The 14,377-nt window shown below is 64.4% G+C and carries 18 protein-coding genes; 4 read left to right on the top strand and 14 right to left on the bottom strand.

Translation table 11 applies throughout. The features are described 5' to 3' along the window. The first annotated feature begins 93 nt into the window (after positions 1-93). Entirely contained in the window at positions 94-1,002 is a 909-nt protein-coding gene (locus tag NKJ64_RS06810) for a LysR family transcriptional regulator (RefSeq protein ID WP_023806502.1), read from the top strand. On the opposite strand, the gene NKJ64_RS06805 is transcribed toward NKJ64_RS06810, so the two are convergent. The 3 genes from NKJ64_RS06805 to NKJ64_RS06795 all read right to left on the bottom strand — a co-directional run bounded on the left by NKJ64_RS06805 (position 966) and on the right by NKJ64_RS06795 (position 3,415). Next, positions 966-2,141: an MFS transporter gene (locus tag NKJ64_RS06805; protein ID WP_023690050.1), complete on the bottom strand. Its 1,176-nt coding sequence runs from the start codon at positions 2,139-2,141 to the stop codon at positions 966-968. The genes NKJ64_RS06810 and NKJ64_RS06805 overlap by 37 nt on opposite strands. 155 nt (positions 2,142-2,296) lie before the next feature. Next, entirely contained in the window at positions 2,297-2,605 is a 309-nt protein-coding gene (locus NKJ64_RS06800; RefSeq protein WP_023690051.1) for a DUF1244 domain-containing protein, read from the bottom strand. A gap of 12 nt (positions 2,606-2,617) precedes the next feature. Next, entirely contained in the window at positions 2,618-3,415 is a 798-nt protein-coding gene (locus NKJ64_RS06795) for an N-formylglutamate amidohydrolase (protein ID WP_023690052.1), read from the bottom strand. A 246-nt stretch (positions 3,416-3,661) separates the two neighbouring features. Here NKJ64_RS06795 and NKJ64_RS06790 point away from each other — a divergent pair, with 246 nt between their 5' ends. Then, positions 3,662-4,150 (top strand): DUF1036 domain-containing protein, encoded by a 489-nt coding sequence (locus tag NKJ64_RS06790; protein ID WP_023673118.1) that lies wholly within the window; start codon positions 3,662-3,664, stop codon positions 4,148-4,150. Then, positions 4,147-5,592, top strand: a complete 1,446-nt coding sequence (gene pyk, locus NKJ64_RS06785; RefSeq protein WP_023673117.1) for a pyruvate kinase — start codon at positions 4,147-4,149, stop codon at positions 5,590-5,592. The genes NKJ64_RS06790 and pyk overlap by 4 nt, the downstream gene beginning before the upstream one ends. Before the next feature lie 8 nt (positions 5,593-5,600). Here pyk and NKJ64_RS06780 read toward each other — a convergent pair whose 3' ends face one another. The 4 genes from NKJ64_RS06780 to ykgO form a co-directional block, all read right to left on the bottom strand. Beyond that, positions 5,601-6,065 carry a hypothetical protein gene (locus tag NKJ64_RS06780; RefSeq protein ID WP_023754117.1) on the bottom strand — a complete coding sequence of 155 codons (465 nt, stop codon included), beginning with the start codon at positions 6,063-6,065 and terminating at the stop codon, positions 5,601-5,603. A gap of 7 nt (positions 6,066-6,072) precedes the next feature. Further along, positions 6,073-7,137, bottom strand: coding sequence for an alpha/beta fold hydrolase (locus NKJ64_RS06775; RefSeq protein ID WP_023754118.1), 1,065 nt, complete (start codon positions 7,135-7,137; stop codon positions 6,073-6,075). Positions 7,138-7,252: 115 nt separating this feature from the next. Next, on the bottom strand, positions 7,253-7,834 hold the full coding sequence (locus tag NKJ64_RS06770; protein ID WP_023754119.1) for a tetratricopeptide repeat protein: 582 nt from the start codon (positions 7,832-7,834) through the stop codon (positions 7,253-7,255). 113 nt (positions 7,835-7,947) lie between these two features. Next, on the bottom strand, positions 7,948-8,073 hold the full coding sequence (gene ykgO / locus NKJ64_RS06765) for a type B 50S ribosomal protein L36 (RefSeq protein WP_006327841.1): 126 nt from the start codon (positions 8,071-8,073) through the stop codon (positions 7,948-7,950). Positions 8,074-8,315: 242 nt separating this feature from the next. Here ykgO and NKJ64_RS06760 point away from each other — a divergent pair, with 242 nt between their 5' ends. After that, the gene (locus NKJ64_RS06760; RefSeq protein ID WP_023684031.1) at positions 8,316-8,744 is read left to right on the top strand and encodes a lysozyme inhibitor LprI family protein; all 429 of its coding nucleotides are present in this window, start codon (positions 8,316-8,318) and stop codon (positions 8,742-8,744) included. A 38-nt stretch (positions 8,745-8,782) separates the two neighbouring features. Here NKJ64_RS06760 and NKJ64_RS06755 read toward each other — a convergent pair whose 3' ends face one another. From NKJ64_RS06755 to NKJ64_RS06725, 7 genes are all read right to left on the bottom strand, one after another. Continuing rightward, on the bottom strand, positions 8,783-9,859 hold the full coding sequence (locus NKJ64_RS06755) for a 5-(carboxyamino)imidazole ribonucleotide synthase (RefSeq protein ID WP_023698471.1): 1,077 nt from the start codon (positions 9,857-9,859) through the stop codon (positions 8,783-8,785). Continuing rightward, entirely contained in the window at positions 9,856-10,353 is a 498-nt protein-coding gene (gene purE / locus NKJ64_RS06750) for a 5-(carboxyamino)imidazole ribonucleotide mutase (protein WP_023730826.1), read from the bottom strand. The genes NKJ64_RS06755 and purE overlap by 4 nt, the downstream gene beginning before the upstream one ends. Positions 10,354-10,427: 74 nt before the next feature. Beyond that, a complete protein-coding gene (locus tag NKJ64_RS06745) occupies positions 10,428-11,633 on the bottom strand; it encodes an aminotransferase class V-fold PLP-dependent enzyme (RefSeq protein WP_031195646.1) in 1,206 nt (401 codons plus the stop codon). A gap of 20 nt (positions 11,634-11,653) precedes the next feature. Then, on the bottom strand, positions 11,654-12,115 hold the full coding sequence (locus tag NKJ64_RS06740) for a RidA family protein (RefSeq protein ID WP_023673109.1): 462 nt from the start codon (positions 12,113-12,115) through the stop codon (positions 11,654-11,656). 117 nt (positions 12,116-12,232) lie between these two features. Then, on the bottom strand, positions 12,233-13,027 hold the full coding sequence (locus tag NKJ64_RS06735) for an amino acid ABC transporter ATP-binding protein (RefSeq protein WP_023673108.1): 795 nt from the start codon (positions 13,025-13,027) through the stop codon (positions 12,233-12,235). Positions 13,028-13,031: 4 nt separating this feature from the next. Beyond that, positions 13,032-13,682, bottom strand: coding sequence for an amino acid ABC transporter permease (locus tag NKJ64_RS06730; protein ID WP_023684027.1), 651 nt, complete (start codon positions 13,680-13,682; stop codon positions 13,032-13,034). A gap of 1 nt (position 13,683) precedes the next feature. Continuing rightward, positions 13,684-14,349 (bottom strand): amino acid ABC transporter permease, encoded by a 666-nt coding sequence (locus NKJ64_RS06725; protein WP_023693641.1) that lies wholly within the window; start codon positions 14,347-14,349, stop codon positions 13,684-13,686. Between the last annotated feature and the right edge of the window lie 28 nt (positions 14,350-14,377).

Here is a 14,377-nt window from a genome sequence, read left to right as displayed (position 1 = left end):
TTCTTCTCCGTGTTGGTGTTTGCACGGCGAATATGATGCCTCCATATGCGAATGAAAATTGACTATCAATGCAGCTTTGTTATTCATAAATGAATGGAAGACATCGACTGGAACCTGATCAAGAGTTTCGTCACCGTGGCGGAGACCGGCAGCCTGTCGGCCGCAGCGCGCAAACTGTCGGCCAGCCAACCAACGCTCGGGCGTCACATCGGTGAGCTCGAACAGGCGTTGGGCGTCACCTTGTTCCGGCGCGGGCGGCGCGGCTATGCGCTGACGGAAGCAGGCGCCACGCTGTTCGAACGCGGCAAGGCCGTGAGCGAGCAGGCGAGCGCGTTCTCACTATTGGCATTGGGCTCGGTCGAGGCGATCGAAGGCACGGTGCGCATTGCCGCCAGCGAGGTGGTGGCGGCCTATGTGCTGCCGAAGATGACGGCGCGGCTCGGCATCGAGGAATCCGGCATCGAGGTCGAGATCGTCGCCTCGAACCAGGTCGAGAACCTGCTGCGAAGGGATGCCGATATCGCCATCCGCATGGTCAAGCCGGCGCAGAACGAGCTGACGGCGCGCAAGGTCTGCGATATCAAGCTCTGCTGCTGCGCGGCGAAATCCTATCTCGACCAGCACGGCCGCCCGCTCAAGCCCGCCGATCTTCTCGACCATCCGCTGATCGGCTTCGACCGCAGCGACGAGATGATCCGGGGCTTTACCCAGGCCGGCATCCCCGTCACCCGAAGCAGCTTCCGCTTCAGGGCCGACAACCAGATCGTGCTGTGGGAAGCGCTGCGGGCGGGAAACGGCGTCGGTCTTGGCCAGGAGCCGCTGACGGACAGCGACCCGTCGCTGGAGAAACTGCTGCCCGGCCTGCCACTGCCCAGCCTGCCGGTGTGGCTGGCCATGCATCGCGACGTGCGCACCAGCGTGCGCATCCGCCGCGTCGCGGATTTCCTCTATGAGGAGCTGAAGCGCTATTCGGCGGGGGCGGCCGCGAATTCGGCGCGGTGAGCGAGCCCGGCCATCAAAAGCACGACGATCAACAGCCCCGACATGGCGACGAAGATCGGCCCGAAGCTGGAATGCTCGGCGACGAAGCCGATCGCCGACGGCGCCACCAATATGCCGGAATAGCCCATGGTGGTGACGACGCTCATGCCGGTGCCCGACGACATGCCTTCCTGGTTGCCGCCGGCCGAGAAGATGATCGGCACCATATTGGCGATGCCGAAGCCGCACAGGGCAAAAGCCGCGATGGCGATCCAGGGCGAAGGCGACAGGCCGGCGACCAGCATGCCGGCGGCGGCGACCACCGCCGAGCCGCGCAGCGTCGCCACCGCGCCGAAGCGGTTGCGCACGCCGTCGCCGAAAAAGCGCATGACAGCCATGACGCCGGAGAAGGCGGCGTAGGCAAGGCCGGCGATGGCGAGGTCGGCGCCGAGCTCCTGCCGGAGATAAAGCGCTGCCCAGTCGAGCACGGCGCCCTCGGAAATCATCGTCAGCAGCGCCATCAGCCCGACAAGATAGACCAGCGGGTTGGCCGGCAGCGTTAATCTGTGATGCTCGGCGGCCTGCGGCTTGTCCTCGGCGATGAGGTAGCCGACCGCCACGGCAATGACGGCAAAAGCTATGACCGTGACCACAGCCGCATGGGCGAGGTGGCCGTAAGTCTGGATGGCGTAACCGCCCAGACCGCCACCGGCGAAACCGCCGAGGCTCCAGAAGCCGTGCGAGGACGACATGATGGCGCGGGACAGCCGGCGCTCGACCACCACCGCATTGGCGTTCATCGCGACATCCATGCCGCCGATCGAGCCGCCGAAGATGATCATGGCGATCGCCGCCAGCGGCACGTTGGGCGCCAGCGCCACGATCAGCAGGCCGAGGCTGCCGCAAAGGCCGAACCAGCGCAACACGGTGCGCGAGCCATGCCTGGAGATCAGATGGCCGCACCAGCTCATGGCCGCGACCGCGCCGACGCCGAACAGCAGGATCAGCAGACCGAGGGTGAATTTCGAGATGTCGAGCCGGGTCAGGAACACCGGAATCTGCGGCGCCCAGCTGCCGGTCAGGAAGCCGTTGGCGAGGAAGATCGCGGCTACGGCCCATCGCCCCTGAAGGGCGCTCTGCATGGTGTCTTGCGCGTTCATGGCCCGAATCCGGTCAAGGAATGGCTTTGCGCGGCAAATTAGATCGATTCAATTTCTCGTCAAGCGCTTGGCTGCGAAAAGCTTGTGGGCCACATCTAAGGGGAAACCGTTAGGCGCTGTCCCGCCGACGTCAATCCTGTGAACCGCGCGCTACTTCAGTGATCCCTCGGCCGTCTTGCCTCGAACTCCGCTTTCTTGGCGTCCGAAGCCTCGGTCTGGTTCAGCGCCTGCCATTGCGCATAGGGCATGCCGTAGACGATTTCGCGCGACTGATCCTTGCCGAGATCGACGCCCTCAGCCTCGGCCGCTTCGCGATACCAGTTCGACAGGCAGTTGCGGCAGAAGCCGGCGAGGTTCATCAGGTCGATGTTTTGCACATCGCTGCGCTCGCGCAGATGCTCGACCAGCCGGCGGAAGGCCGCGGCCTCGAAATCGCGTTTCTGGTCATCGCTGAGTTCGGTCATTGCCTTGGGTCCTCACAGCGGCCCGGTGCGCGAGCCGAACATCTTCACCTGATGTATATCGGGACGGCGGTCGATGGCGTCAACGATCGGCGCCAGCCGTTCCGCCCAGGCCAGCGCCCCCTTGCGGTCTGATATCAGGTCCTGGCGGATCTCGATCAGCGCATGGGCAAAGCCGTTGACGATGGCGTGCTTGAACATGGTGTCGCCGCGCAACGCGCCGTCATAGGGTTCATTGTCGCCGACGACGAGGTTTTTATCCTGCGCCAGCATGTCGATCAGCGGCCGCGCCACGCGGTCGTCGAGGTCCCACAATATGCCGACATGCCAAGGGCGGATGAAGCCCTGCATGACAGGGGTGAAGGAGTGTACGGAGAAGATGAGCGGCGCTTTGCCTGAGGCGTGCGCCACCGACGCGATCATGGCGCCGACCGCGTCCTGATAAGGCCGGTAGAAGCCGTCGAGCCGCCTTTCGCGTTCGGCCGGTGCCATAGGGTAGTTTCCCGGCACGACAGTGCCGTCATAGAGCTGGCGGATCAGCGTCGGGTCGTCCTCGCCGCGATTGGGATCGATCAGCAGCCGCGAAAAATTGGCGATCACCGCCGGCACGTCGAGCGCTGCGGCCAGTTCGCGCGTCACTGTCTCGACACCGATGTCGTAGGCGATATGGCGATCGAGTTCCGCCGCCGGCAAGCCGAGACTGCCATACTCCTCCGGCAGGTCGCGGCGGGCATGGTCGGCGACAAGCACGATGCCTCGCTTGCGGTCGCCTTCGACGATATCGAAAGGCGCGAAAACTGTGGATCGGGTCATTGGCTGGAAAGGTCTGTTCGCTGGCTTCCGGGGAGGGTGGTATCGTCATTCCCACGAAGAGGACTGTTGCGCAATGCCGTTGTTTGGCCACGGTTTCTGCGAAAATCCTGTGACGCGCGGCAGATCGCGTGTCGGGGGCCTTTCTAAATCGATTGGAATTGGACAGAACGGCGCGTTGACATGCGCCCGGACTTTTCCGAAAAGGGGCGTTGAGAGATGCAGATGACGTTATTGAGGGGTTTCGGGATGGGTTCCGCCGGCAGGCCGCGTGCGCGCACCGCCTTTGCCGTGCCGCTCCTGACCCTGACGCTAGGGCTCACCGCGCTGGTCGCGGCTTCGCCTGCCCGCGCCGATTTCCGCGTCTGCAACGCCACGCAGAACCTGGTCGGCGTCGGCATCGGCTACCGCGCCAAGGCAGGCTGGATCACCGAGGGGTGGTGGCACATCGAAGGATCGAGCTGCAAGACGCTGATCGAAGGTCCGCTGTCATCAAGGTTTTACTATCTTTATGCAGAAGACGCCGAGCGCGGCGGGCGCTGGGATGGCCCGATCAACATGTGCGTGGCTGAAAAAGAGTTCAAGATCGCAGGCGTTACCGATTGCGTCGCCCGGGGCTTCCAGCGCGCCGGATTCCAGGAATATGACACGGGCGAGCAGGCAAGCTGGATGGTCCAGCTGACCGATGAGTCCACAACGGGAGGCGCTCCAGCCGCCCCGGGAACAAACAGTCAATGAGACGTAGCCGCAAGGTCAAGATCCTCGCCACCATCGGTCCTGCCTCCTCGTCCGAGGAGATGCTGCAGAAGCTGTTCGAAGCCGGGGCCGATGTCTTCCGCATCAATATGAGCCACACCGATCACGAGTTGATGCGCACGCTGGTCGGCCGCATCCGTGCGGTCGAGGAAAAGGTCGGCCGTCCAATCGGCATCCTGGCCGATTTGCAGGGACCGAAGCTGCGCGTCGGCAAGTTCGCCAACGGCAAGGAGGTTCTGACGCCGGGCCAGACCTTCACCCTCGACAACAATCCCGAGCCCGGCACGTCGACCCGGGTCTACCTGCCGCATCCCGAAATCCTGAGCTCGGTCGAGGCCGGCCACCGTCTGTTGATCGACGATGGCAAGCTGGAGCTCAGGGCGGTGAAGAGCGACGGCAAGTCTATCACCTGCACCGTCGTCGCCGGCACCACCATTTCCGACAAGAAGGGCGTCAGCCTGCCCGACACCGACCTGCCGGTCGGTGCGCTGACCGAAAAGGACCGCAAGGACCTCGATGCGGTGCTGGCGGAAAGCGTCGACTGGGTGGCGCTGTCCTTCGTGCAGCGGCCGGAGGATTTGGCGGAAGCCCGCAAGATCGCGCGCGGCCGGGCACTGATCATGGCCAAGATCGAAAAGCCGCAGGCCGTCGCCCGGCTGGCCGAAATCATCGAACTCTCCGACGCGCTGATGGTTGCCCGCGGCGATCTCGGTGTGGAAATGCCGCTGGAAGCGGTGCCCGGCATCCAAAAGCAGATCACGCGCGCCGCGCGCCGGGCCGGCAAGCCGGTGGTGGTCGCCACGCAGATGCTGGAATCGATGATCACCGCGCCGGTGCCGACCCGCGCAGAGGTGTCCGACGTGTCGATCGCCGTGTTCGAGGGCGCCGACGCCATCATGCTTTCAGCCGAATCCGCTGCCGGCGCCTATCCGGTCGAGGCGGTGGCGATGATGAACCGCATCGCCACCAAGGTCGAAACCGACCCGACCTATGCCGGCATCATCAACGCGCAGCGCTCGGAACCGGAAGCAACCGGCGCCGACGCCATTTCGCTCGCCGCCCGCGAGATTGCCGAGACGCTGAAACTGTCGGCGATCATCACCTATACGGCTTCGGGCACCACCGGCCTGCGCGCCGCGCGCGAGCGGCCGCAAGTGCCGATCATCGCCCTGTCGCCGATCCTCAACACGGCGCGGCGGCTGTCGCTTTTGTGGGGCACGCATTGCGTCGTCTCGCCCGACGCCAGCGACCTCGACGACATGGTCGACCGCGCCTGCCGCATCGCTTTCGAAGAGGGGTTCGGCCAGCCGGGCGACCGTGTCATCATCACGGCGGGCGTGCCGCTGAGGACGCCGGGTTCGACCAACATGCTGCGCATCGCCTATGTCGGGTCGGACGTGCAGGCCACCCGCAACATAGGTTGACAGAGGCTTCAACTCATCACAGTTCGCAGCGCTCTTGCCGCACCTTCGGCGTGATCGATGCGCCGAAGGAAGCGGTGTGCGCGAGGGATTGGGTCATAGAGATACTGATCTGGGCCGCGCATCTTTCGCCGGTTGAGGTCGGCGGTGTCGAGCAGGTCGAAATCGACCCTTTCCAGCGTGCAGTGCCAGCCTGCGCTATGCGAAGCCCATCCCCTTCCATGCTGCTGCAGAAGCCGCGCTCGGCTGGAATAGCCGTGATAGTCGAAGGCGATCACGCCGTTCGTCATATAGATATGGTTGCCGTAGAAATCCTCGCCCGGAATGATCCGTTCGCCGTAGAATCCGTCCAGGGGAGGATGGCTGAGGAAGGTGCCCGCAAGGATGTGGCAGGCGCCGTAGCCGAAGAAGATGCGATCCGGTAGCGCCCAGAACGCTTCGGGGTTTTTCTTGATTCCGTGCTTCAGGACATACATGCGGCCGTCACGTCGGGGCGAGTTGCGCGTCGGGCACCGTAATGTCGGGGCACTGTGCATCGTTGTAGGCATCGCCGGCGATCCGCGCTTCCACGGTTTTCGCGATTGCCTGCAGGTCGACGTCCTTGCCGGCGACTTTCTCGATCGCGCCGACGACGAGGTCGGAGGCGATCCAATCCGGCTTGTGGCCCAGATTGTGGACCCAGATCAGTTCGGCGCCGGGGATGTCCCTGACCAGGCCGACCGAATGGATCGAGGCATAGACCACCTTGTCGCGATCGCCCGAGATGACGATCGTCGGCGCTGTGATGTCGCGGTAATGCGGCGCGGCCTTCAGCGTATAGTCGTAGAGGCCGGCGACATCGATGGCGTTGGCGCGGAAAGCGCCGGGACGCAGCACCAGCGGAATCGAGGCATTGCCGACATAGGCTTCCGGCACCTTGTTGGGAGAAAACACGCAGGCCGTGGCGCCGTCCATCTGCAGCGTGCCTGCCGGATAGGTCAATGTCTCCGAGAACAGCCAGCCGATGACGGGGGTGGCGGTCAGCTTGTAGTACCAGGCGGTCGCGCCGCCCGGCCAGGGGTGGCTGACCGGCGACAGAAAGACCAGCCCGAGCGTCTTCTCCGGGTGTTCGCGGCCAAAGGCGGCGGTGATCACGCCGCCAAACGAATGGCCGACGATGATCGCCTTGTGGATGCCGAGACGGTCCATCAGCCCGGCGATGGTGTCGGCCTGCCCCGACGGGCTCTCATTGCCGGGGCCGCGCGCCGACCAGCCGAAGCCCGGCCGGTCGAGGAAGACCATCTCGGCGCGGCCTTCGAGCAAAGGCCTGATCGGCAGCATCTGATCCCTGAGATTGGCGCTGGCGCCATGGATGAAGACGATCGCCGGCAGTTCGGCATTTTGTGGCGCCGGCACGTGGACATAGTGGATGCGGGTGGCGTCGATGTCGGCAAATTCGCCGGCCGGCGGGTTCCGCCACTCGATCAGCCACGCGCCGGCGCGGGTGACACCGGCCAGGGCAAAGACGAGCGCGAGGAGCAAAGCACAGGCGGCGTAAATGAGGTTCATGCGCGGAGATACGGGGGTGGAGGGGGATAAGTTCTAGGGAGTAGGGAGTAGGGAGTAGGGAGGTGGCGTCTCGACCAATCTCTCTACTGACTAATCCCTAATTCCTACTGCCTAATCAAATTCCTTCGCCGGCAAGCTCTTCCGAAATTGCCGCGACCTGGTCCTGGGCGCTACGCATCATCGGATAGATGGTAAGCACCTTCTGCCAGGCTTCGAGCGCCGATTGCTTGTGGCCGGTGGCGGACATGATCTGGGCCAGGCCGGAAAGCGCGCCGAAATGGCGTGGTTCCAGCTGCAGCGTCTGGTCGATGTCGGACATCGACTTCCCGAAATTCTTCATCATGTAATGGACGGTGGCGCGCCGGTTCCAGCCTTCGGCATATTTTGGCTGCAGGATGACAACCTGGTCGAGGAAGTCGAGGGCGACGTCGAACTTCTGGTCGTCCATCGCCTTTTGCGACCATTGCATCATCAGGTCGATCGAGGCGCTGCCGGACTGGAACCATTCGCCCCAGATGCGCCCGGCGATGCGCTCGGCCGCCTTTTCGTTGCGCTCGCGCTTCAGCTCGGCAAACAGTTGGTCGAGCCTGGCTTCCCTGGTCAGGGCAACCGGCGGCTTTGCCGGCGGATCGTCCGCCGACGCCGGAGCGACGCCGAAAAGAAACAGGGTCGCCAAAAATGCAAAAAGAATCCGCATCGCCGGAATCTAACCCCGGACGGCGGATCGTCAAACTGAAATTAGCGTGAAAGTGCCTGAAACCAGGCAATTACCATCGTATGGACGGAGGCAACGAGCCTCCGGCCGAACACTCAGCCCTGGCGCGCCTTGTAGCGTGGAGCGGTCTTGTTGATGATGTAGACGCGGCCCTTGCGGCGAACCAGCTGGTTGTCGCGGTGACGCGCCTTCAGCGCCTTGAGCGAATTCTTGATCTTCATGGTCTTGCCCGTCGGTCTGGGCCCTGTCCGGGCCGAATTATTAAGGCGCGCCTGAAAAGCGCGCCTTTGAACTTGCGGTGGCTCATAAACGAGGAGCCTTGCCCGTGTCAACCGCAAGCGTGCTGGATAGAGGCCGAGAATGGCTTTGGCCATCAAATATCCGCCATCTCGGCTCCACGCCATTGCGCGGCCGAAGGCGGGCTGGAATGGTGCGGCACCCGCAAGCCGATTTGGAGACCTCCATGCGCCTGTTGTTTGTGTCCGCGAGCCTTGCCGTTATGGCAGCCGCCTCCATCGCGCAGGCGCAGGAATGCGACCGCAACGACGACAGCCAGCAGATGATGAACATCTGCGCCGGCGAGGACTATCGGGCCGCCGATGCCAAGCTCAACCAGGCCTACAAGGATCTCGTCGGTCGCAACGACGACAAGGGCAGGAAGCTGCTGCAGGTCGCGCAACGCGCCTGGATCGCCTTCCGCGACGCCGAATGCGCCTATACGACGACAGACAGCGAGGGCGGCTCCATCCATCCGATGGAGGTTTCACAATGCCTGACCGAACTGACGGACCAGCGCATCAAACAGCTCACCGCGGGCGCCAATTGTAGGGAAGGCGATGCGAGTTGCGCCAGCCCCGACGAGGACGGAGATCTGAACGACGAGCTGCAATAGGGCTCGAGCCACGCCCTCGCGCAAAGTGCCGGAATGGCTTAGCTACGGCGGCTGATGCGCGTGAAATGGCCCATCTTGCGGCCTGGGCGCGCTTCCGCCTTGCCGTAGAGATGCAGCATCAGATCGGGCTCGGCGAGCAAAGCGGGTACGCGCAGCACATCGTCGCCGATCAGGTTTTCCATGACGCAGTTTGAATGCCGGCCAGGGTTGCCCAGCGGCAGGCCGGCAATGGCGCGGATATGCTGCTCGAATTGCGAAACGATGCAGGCGGCTTCCGTCCAGTGGCCGGAATTGTGCACGCGCGGCGCCATTTCGTTGGCCAGCAGCGTGCCATCGGCAAGAACGAAGAACTCGACGCCGATGACGCCGACATAGTCGAGGGCCGACAGGATTTTCGCTGCCGACCCCTGTGCCGTCGCCGCCGTCTCCAGCCTGATCTGGGCCGGCAGGGTCGAGGTATGCAGGATGCCGTCGCGGTGGACGTTCTCAGCCGGATCGTAGGCGGCGACCGCGCCGTCCAACCCGCGCGCGGCGATGACCGAGATTTCGCGCTCGAAAGCGACGAAGGATTCGAGGATCAGCGGCACATTGCCCATGGTCTCGCATGTGCCGGCAAAGCCGCCCGTCTCCATGTTGCGGAAGACGCGCTGGCCCTTGCCGTCATAGCCCATGCGGCGGGTTTTCAAGATGCCGCTGCCACCGAACTCTCTCAGCGCCGCCGTCAGCTCGTCGTCATTGTCGACGGAGCGGAAATCCGCTGTCCTGATGCCGATGCCGTTCAGGAATAGCTTCTCCGCCACCCGGTCCTGGGCGACTTCCAGCGCCCTGGGTGGCGGATAGACCGGGACCTTGGCGGCGAGCGCGCCGGCAGCCGCTACCGGCACATTCTCGAATTCGTAGGTGACGACGGCGCTGACTGCCGCCAGTTCGGCAAGGGCGTCCGCATCGTCATAGGCGGCGGTGATCTGGCGGTTGGCGACCTGAGCCGCCGGGCAATCGGCCTGCGGTTCGAGGATAATTGTGCGGTAGCCGAGGCGCGCTGCGGCAACAGCCAGCATGCGGCCGAGCTGGCCGCCGCCGATGATGCCGATGCTCGATCCCGCGGGCAGGCTCACGGCGCGTCCGTCGGTTCGGTGGCGACCCTGGCGGTTTGGGCGGTGCGCCAGGCATCCAGGCGGGCGGCAAGTTCTTCGTCGTTCAGCGCCAGCACGGCGGCCGCCAGAAGGGCGGCGTTGGCCGCACCCGCCTTGCCGATGGCAAGCGTGCCGACCGGAATGCCGGCCGGCATCTGGACGATGGAGAGCAGCGAATCCTGGCCTGACAGCGCCTTCGATTCGACCGGCACGCCGAACACCGGCAGCGGCGTCAGAGCCGCCGTCATGCCGGGCAGGTGGGCGGCGCCGCCGGCCCCGGCGATGATCACCTTGTAGCCGGCCGCCTTGGCGCCTTTGGCGAAATCATAGAGGCGGTCCGGGGTGCGGTGGGCGGAGACGATCAGCCGCTTGTGCGGAATGCTCAGCGCCTCCAGCGTTTCGGCGGCGTGGCGCATCGTCGCCCAGTCGGACTGGCTGCCCATGATGATGGCGACGTCGGCGCGGTGGTCGGTCAAGCGCATGCTCCCGGCGGTAAAGGCGCGCCTTAGCGGAATTCGGGCTGGCCCGCAAGGATGGCGGCCGCCGCAGCCTAGTCCGGCCAGCGCAGGGCGCCGGATGAATCCTTTCGCGGCTGTCTCATCGCATCCGTCGGCCTGTCGGCCGCGGTGAGCACGGCGCGCAGCTGCTCGGCGACGATCTCGGCCTCGCCGGGGTGCAGATTGCACGGGTCGAGGAAGAAATGGCCGCGCTCGGCCTCGTGGTTGCGCACGATGATGGGCGGCGATCCGGCCGCCAATGCCGAGGCGAGGCCGGCGGCGGTGAAGCGGCTTTTGGGCAAGACAAAGATTTGCAGCCGGTCGAGCGGATTGGCGGTCGGGTCGGGAATGATGTTTGCGACGATGCCGGGTATTCCCTGTAGCGAATCCCTCCACAGATTGAGCGCCGCTTCCTCGCGCCGGCGGATGCCGGCATGGTCGCGCTTTTCCCAGGCTTCGAGCGCAGCCATGGTGCCGGCGATGCTTTCCTTGCCGACCTTCATGGCGCGGGCGACGCCGCGGTTCTGCAGATAGGCGGCGCGGACAAGATCCTTGCGTCCCGTAACGATGCCGCTGGTTGGCCCCGAAAGGAATTTGTGGCCGCTGTAGACGACGATGTCGGCGCCGCGCGCCAGGAAGCTGCGCAGGTCATATTCGGAAGCCGCGTCGACGATCACCGGCACGCCCCTGGCGTGGCAGATTTCGCAGAATTCCTCGAGGGAAAGCATGCCGTACTGCACGGTGTGGTGCGCGACGACATAGAGTGCTGCCGCCGTGCGCTCATTGATCGCTTCGCGCAGGTGATAGTCCTGGGTGACGCTGACGGTACCGGCTGGAATGACCTTGGCGCCGGCGACGCGGATCGACTGGTCGATCGGCGCGCCGTAATTGACGATATGGCCAAGCTGGATGACGACTTCGGACTTCAGGCCTTCGGTGTCGTCGGGCAGCCGTTCGATCGCCAGCAAATTGGTGCCGGTCATCGCCCCGGCGATCGCCATTGTGATGCCTGAGGCGCAGCAGGCGGTGATGAAGCCGGCCTCGCCGCCGGTGAGGCGGGCGGTGATCACGCTTGCGGCGCGCTGCAGATCGTCCATCTCCACCCATTGCGAGGCGATCTCGGCCATGGCGCTGATCGCCTCGGGAACGATGATCGAGGCGCCGAGGGTCGTCATCGTGCCGGAGACGTTGATGATCGGCCTCAGTCCCAGCCGTTCACGGATCGTGGTGTTGGAGCCGGTGTCGGAATAGGTTTTCATGTTCAGCAATCCCTTGACGGTCAGGCGGCGATCTCGACGACCGCTTCGATTTCGACGGTGATGTTTCCAGGCAGCGAGCCGACCCCGATCGCCGAGCGTGCATGGCCGCCGATCTTGTCGAAGACGCTGGCGAACAGGTCCGAGCAGCCATTGACCACTTTCGGGTGGTCGCTGAAGGTCGGCGTCGCATTGACGAAGCCGAGCAATTTGACGACGCGCACGATGCGGCCGAGATCGCCGGCGGCGGCGTGCATGACGGCGAGCAGGTTGAGGCCGGTGAGGCGGGCATGCTCATAGGCCTGCTCGACGGTGACGTCCTCGCCGACCTTGCCGGTGCACAGCGTGCCGTCGGCGCGCAGCGGCCCTTGACCCGAAAGAAAGATCAGCCGGCCGCTTTCCGCATGGGTGACGAAATTGGCGATCGGCGTCGGCGGCTCGGGCAGCGTCAGGCCGAGCTCGGCGAGCCGGATGTAAGGCGTCATGGAAGAATTCTCCTTGGGCCGGCCTGTTGTTTTACGCAATTCCCAAGGGAAAGCGCTTCGCGCTTTTCCCGGGAAAACCGCTTACACTTTTCCTGGAATTGCTTCGGGCCGCCCATGTCAGAAATGCGAGGCGCGGAACCGCGCCAGGAAAGAGCGCAGGCGCTCATTGGTGGTCTCTTCGGCAAGGATCTCCTTCGGCGGGCCAACAGCGCTGACACCGCCATCGGCCATGAAGACAATGCGGCTCGAAGCGTCGCGGGCAAAGGCCATCTCGTGCGTGACCATCACCATTGTCATGCCGTCTTCGGCCAGGCTGCGCACAACGGCCAGCACCTCGCCGACCAATTCGGGATCGAGCGCGGAGGTGATCTCGTCGAGCAGCAGGATCTTTGGCTCCATGGCGACTGCCCGCGCTATGCCGACGCGCTGCTGCTGGCCCCCGGAGAGTTCCGCCGGCAGGCTGTCGGCCTTGTGGGCGAGGCCGACGCGGCTCAGCCAATGCTCGGCGATCTGGCGCGCCTCGGCCTTGCTCTTGCCGCGCACCTTGGTGAGGCCGAGCATGATGTTGCCGGCGGCGGTGAGGTGCGGAAACAGGTTGAAGCTCTGGAACACCATGCCGGTTTCGGCGCGCATATTGGCAAGGTCGCGCTCGCTGCGCCGCTGGCGCGCGCCGGCCTCACGAAAACCGACCTCCTTGCCGTCGATGCGGATCGAACCTGAGTCGTAGCTTTCGAGAAAGTTGACGCAGCGCAGCAGGGTGGTTTTGCCGCTGCCGGAAGGGCCGATGACGGTGACCACCTCGCCCCTGTCCACCTTGAGGCTGACCGAGCGAAGCACCTCGACCGAACCAAAGGCTTTCGAGACCCCGGCAATGTCGAGAAGGGCAGCATTGTCGTTCGAGCTTGTGGCCATCGTGCTAGTCCCGGATGAAGGCAAAGCGCCGTTCCAGCCGCCGGCTGGCGTAGGAAAGCGCATAGTTGACGGCGAAATAGATCAAGGCGCCGAGGATGTAGAGCGGCATCGCCTCATAGGTGCGGCCGATGACCTGGTTGATCGCCTGCATCAGGTCGGTGATGCCGAGCAGCGAGACCAGGGCGCTGCCCTTGACCGCATCGGTGACGCCGTTGATCCAGGGCGGCAGGAAGCGCCGGAAGGCCTGCGGAAAGATGACGTAGGTGAGCCGCTGGCGAAAAGTCAGCCCAATGGCCATCGCCGCTTCTGACTGGCCCTTGGGAATAGAGCCGACGGCGCCCCGGAGATACTCAATGACCTGCGCCGTCTTGAACAAGGTCAGCGCCAGCACCGCCGCCGAGAAGGATTGCAGATGCAGGCCGATGGCCGGCAGGCCGTAATAGACGAAGAACATCAGCACCAGGATCGGGATGCCGCGGATGGTGTCGGAGAAGATGCGCACGGCCCAGCGCAGCGGCGCCGGGCCGTAGACCAGGCCGACGCCGAGCGCGACGCCGGCAATCAGCGACAGCACCACGACCAGCAGCGACACCCACAAAGTGATGGCGAAGCCCTGGGCGAGGAACGGTACGGCGTAGAGGATCTGGCTCAGCATGTCAGCGCGCAGCCCTGAACCGGCGTTCGACCAGCCGCAGCCCGAAGAGCAGGGTGTAACCGGTCACCAGGTACATCGCCGTCGTCACCAGATAGACCTCGACAATGCGGAAGGTGTTGAAGTTGATCCACTGGGCGCCGAAGGTGAGCTCGGGCACCGAGATGACCGATGCGATGGACGTGTCCTTGAACAGCGAGATGAAGGTGTTGGACAGCGCCGGCAGCGTGATGCGCAGCATGGTCGGCAGGCGCACATGAACCAGCCGCTGCCAGGGCGTCAGGCCGATGGCTTTGCCGGCATCGAGCTGGCCGCGCGGCACGGCTTCCAGGCCGGAGCGGAACACCTCGACCAGATAGGCGCCGCTATAGACCGACAGCGTCAGCACGAACGAGGTCGGCGCGTCGTAGGCGACGTCGATCACCGTCGGCAGGCCGTAGAAGACAAGATAGACGAGCAGGATCAGCGGCACGTTGCGGATGAATTCGACGTAAGCCGCAATGATGGCGCGCACCACGCGTCCGGCCGAGACATACCAGACCGCCAGCACCAGGCCGATGACGACGCCGATGGCAATCGAAATCACGGCAAGCTCGAGGCTGAGCAGAAGGCCGCCCCACAGCTTGTCGAAATGGCGCCAGATCAGGTTGAAGTTGAGCGTATAGCCCATGCGTCTCCCGCAATAACCAAGGGGATGC

It is taken from the genome of Mesorhizobium sp. M0062 (genome assembly GCF_040323125.1).
Classification (GTDB): domain Bacteria; phylum Pseudomonadota; class Alphaproteobacteria; order Rhizobiales; family Rhizobiaceae; genus Mesorhizobium.
This window is presented reverse-complemented; position numbering and strand designations above follow the sequence as displayed.

Coding starts and splice junctions, on each gene's coding strand:
- NKJ64_RS06810 (WP_023806502.1), top strand. CDS start 94: ATGGAAGACATCGACTGGAACCTGATCAAGAGTTTCGTCACCGTGGCG.
- NKJ64_RS06805 (WP_023690050.1), bottom strand. CDS start 2,141: ATGAACGCGCAAGACACCATGCAGAGCGCCCTTCAGGGGCGATGGGCC.
- NKJ64_RS06800 (WP_023690051.1), bottom strand. CDS start 2,605: ATGACCGAACTCAGCGATGACCAGAAACGCGATTTCGAGGCCGCGGCC.
- NKJ64_RS06795 (WP_023690052.1), bottom strand. CDS start 3,415: ATGACCCGATCCACAGTTTTCGCGCCTTTCGATATCGTCGAAGGCGAC.
- NKJ64_RS06790 (WP_023673118.1), top strand. CDS start 3,662: ATGGGTTCCGCCGGCAGGCCGCGTGCGCGCACCGCCTTTGCCGTGCCG.
- pyk (WP_023673117.1), top strand. CDS start 4,147: ATGAGACGTAGCCGCAAGGTCAAGATCCTCGCCACCATCGGTCCTGCC.
- NKJ64_RS06780 (WP_023754117.1), bottom strand. CDS start 6,065: ATGTATGTCCTGAAGCACGGAATCAAGAAAAACCCCGAAGCGTTCTGG.
- NKJ64_RS06775 (WP_023754118.1), bottom strand. CDS start 7,137: ATGAACCTCATTTACGCCGCCTGTGCTTTGCTCCTCGCGCTCGTCTTT.
- NKJ64_RS06770 (WP_023754119.1), bottom strand. CDS start 7,834: ATGCGGATTCTTTTTGCATTTTTGGCGACCCTGTTTCTTTTCGGCGTC.
- ykgO (WP_006327841.1), bottom strand. CDS start 8,073: ATGAAGATCAAGAATTCGCTCAAGGCGCTGAAGGCGCGTCACCGCGAC.
- NKJ64_RS06760 (WP_023684031.1), top strand. CDS start 8,316: ATGCGCCTGTTGTTTGTGTCCGCGAGCCTTGCCGTTATGGCAGCCGCC.
- NKJ64_RS06745 (WP_031195646.1), bottom strand. CDS start 11,633: ATGAAAACCTATTCCGACACCGGCTCCAACACCACGATCCGTGAACGG.
- NKJ64_RS06740 (WP_023673109.1), bottom strand. CDS start 12,115: ATGACGCCTTACATCCGGCTCGCCGAGCTCGGCCTGACGCTGCCCGAG.
- NKJ64_RS06735 (WP_023673108.1), bottom strand. CDS start 13,027: ATGGCCACAAGCTCGAACGACAATGCTGCCCTTCTCGACATTGCCGGG.
- NKJ64_RS06730 (WP_023684027.1), bottom strand. CDS start 13,682: ATGCTGAGCCAGATCCTCTACGCCGTACCGTTCCTCGCCCAGGGCTTC.
- NKJ64_RS06725 (WP_023693641.1), bottom strand. CDS start 14,349: ATGGGCTATACGCTCAACTTCAACCTGATCTGGCGCCATTTCGACAAG.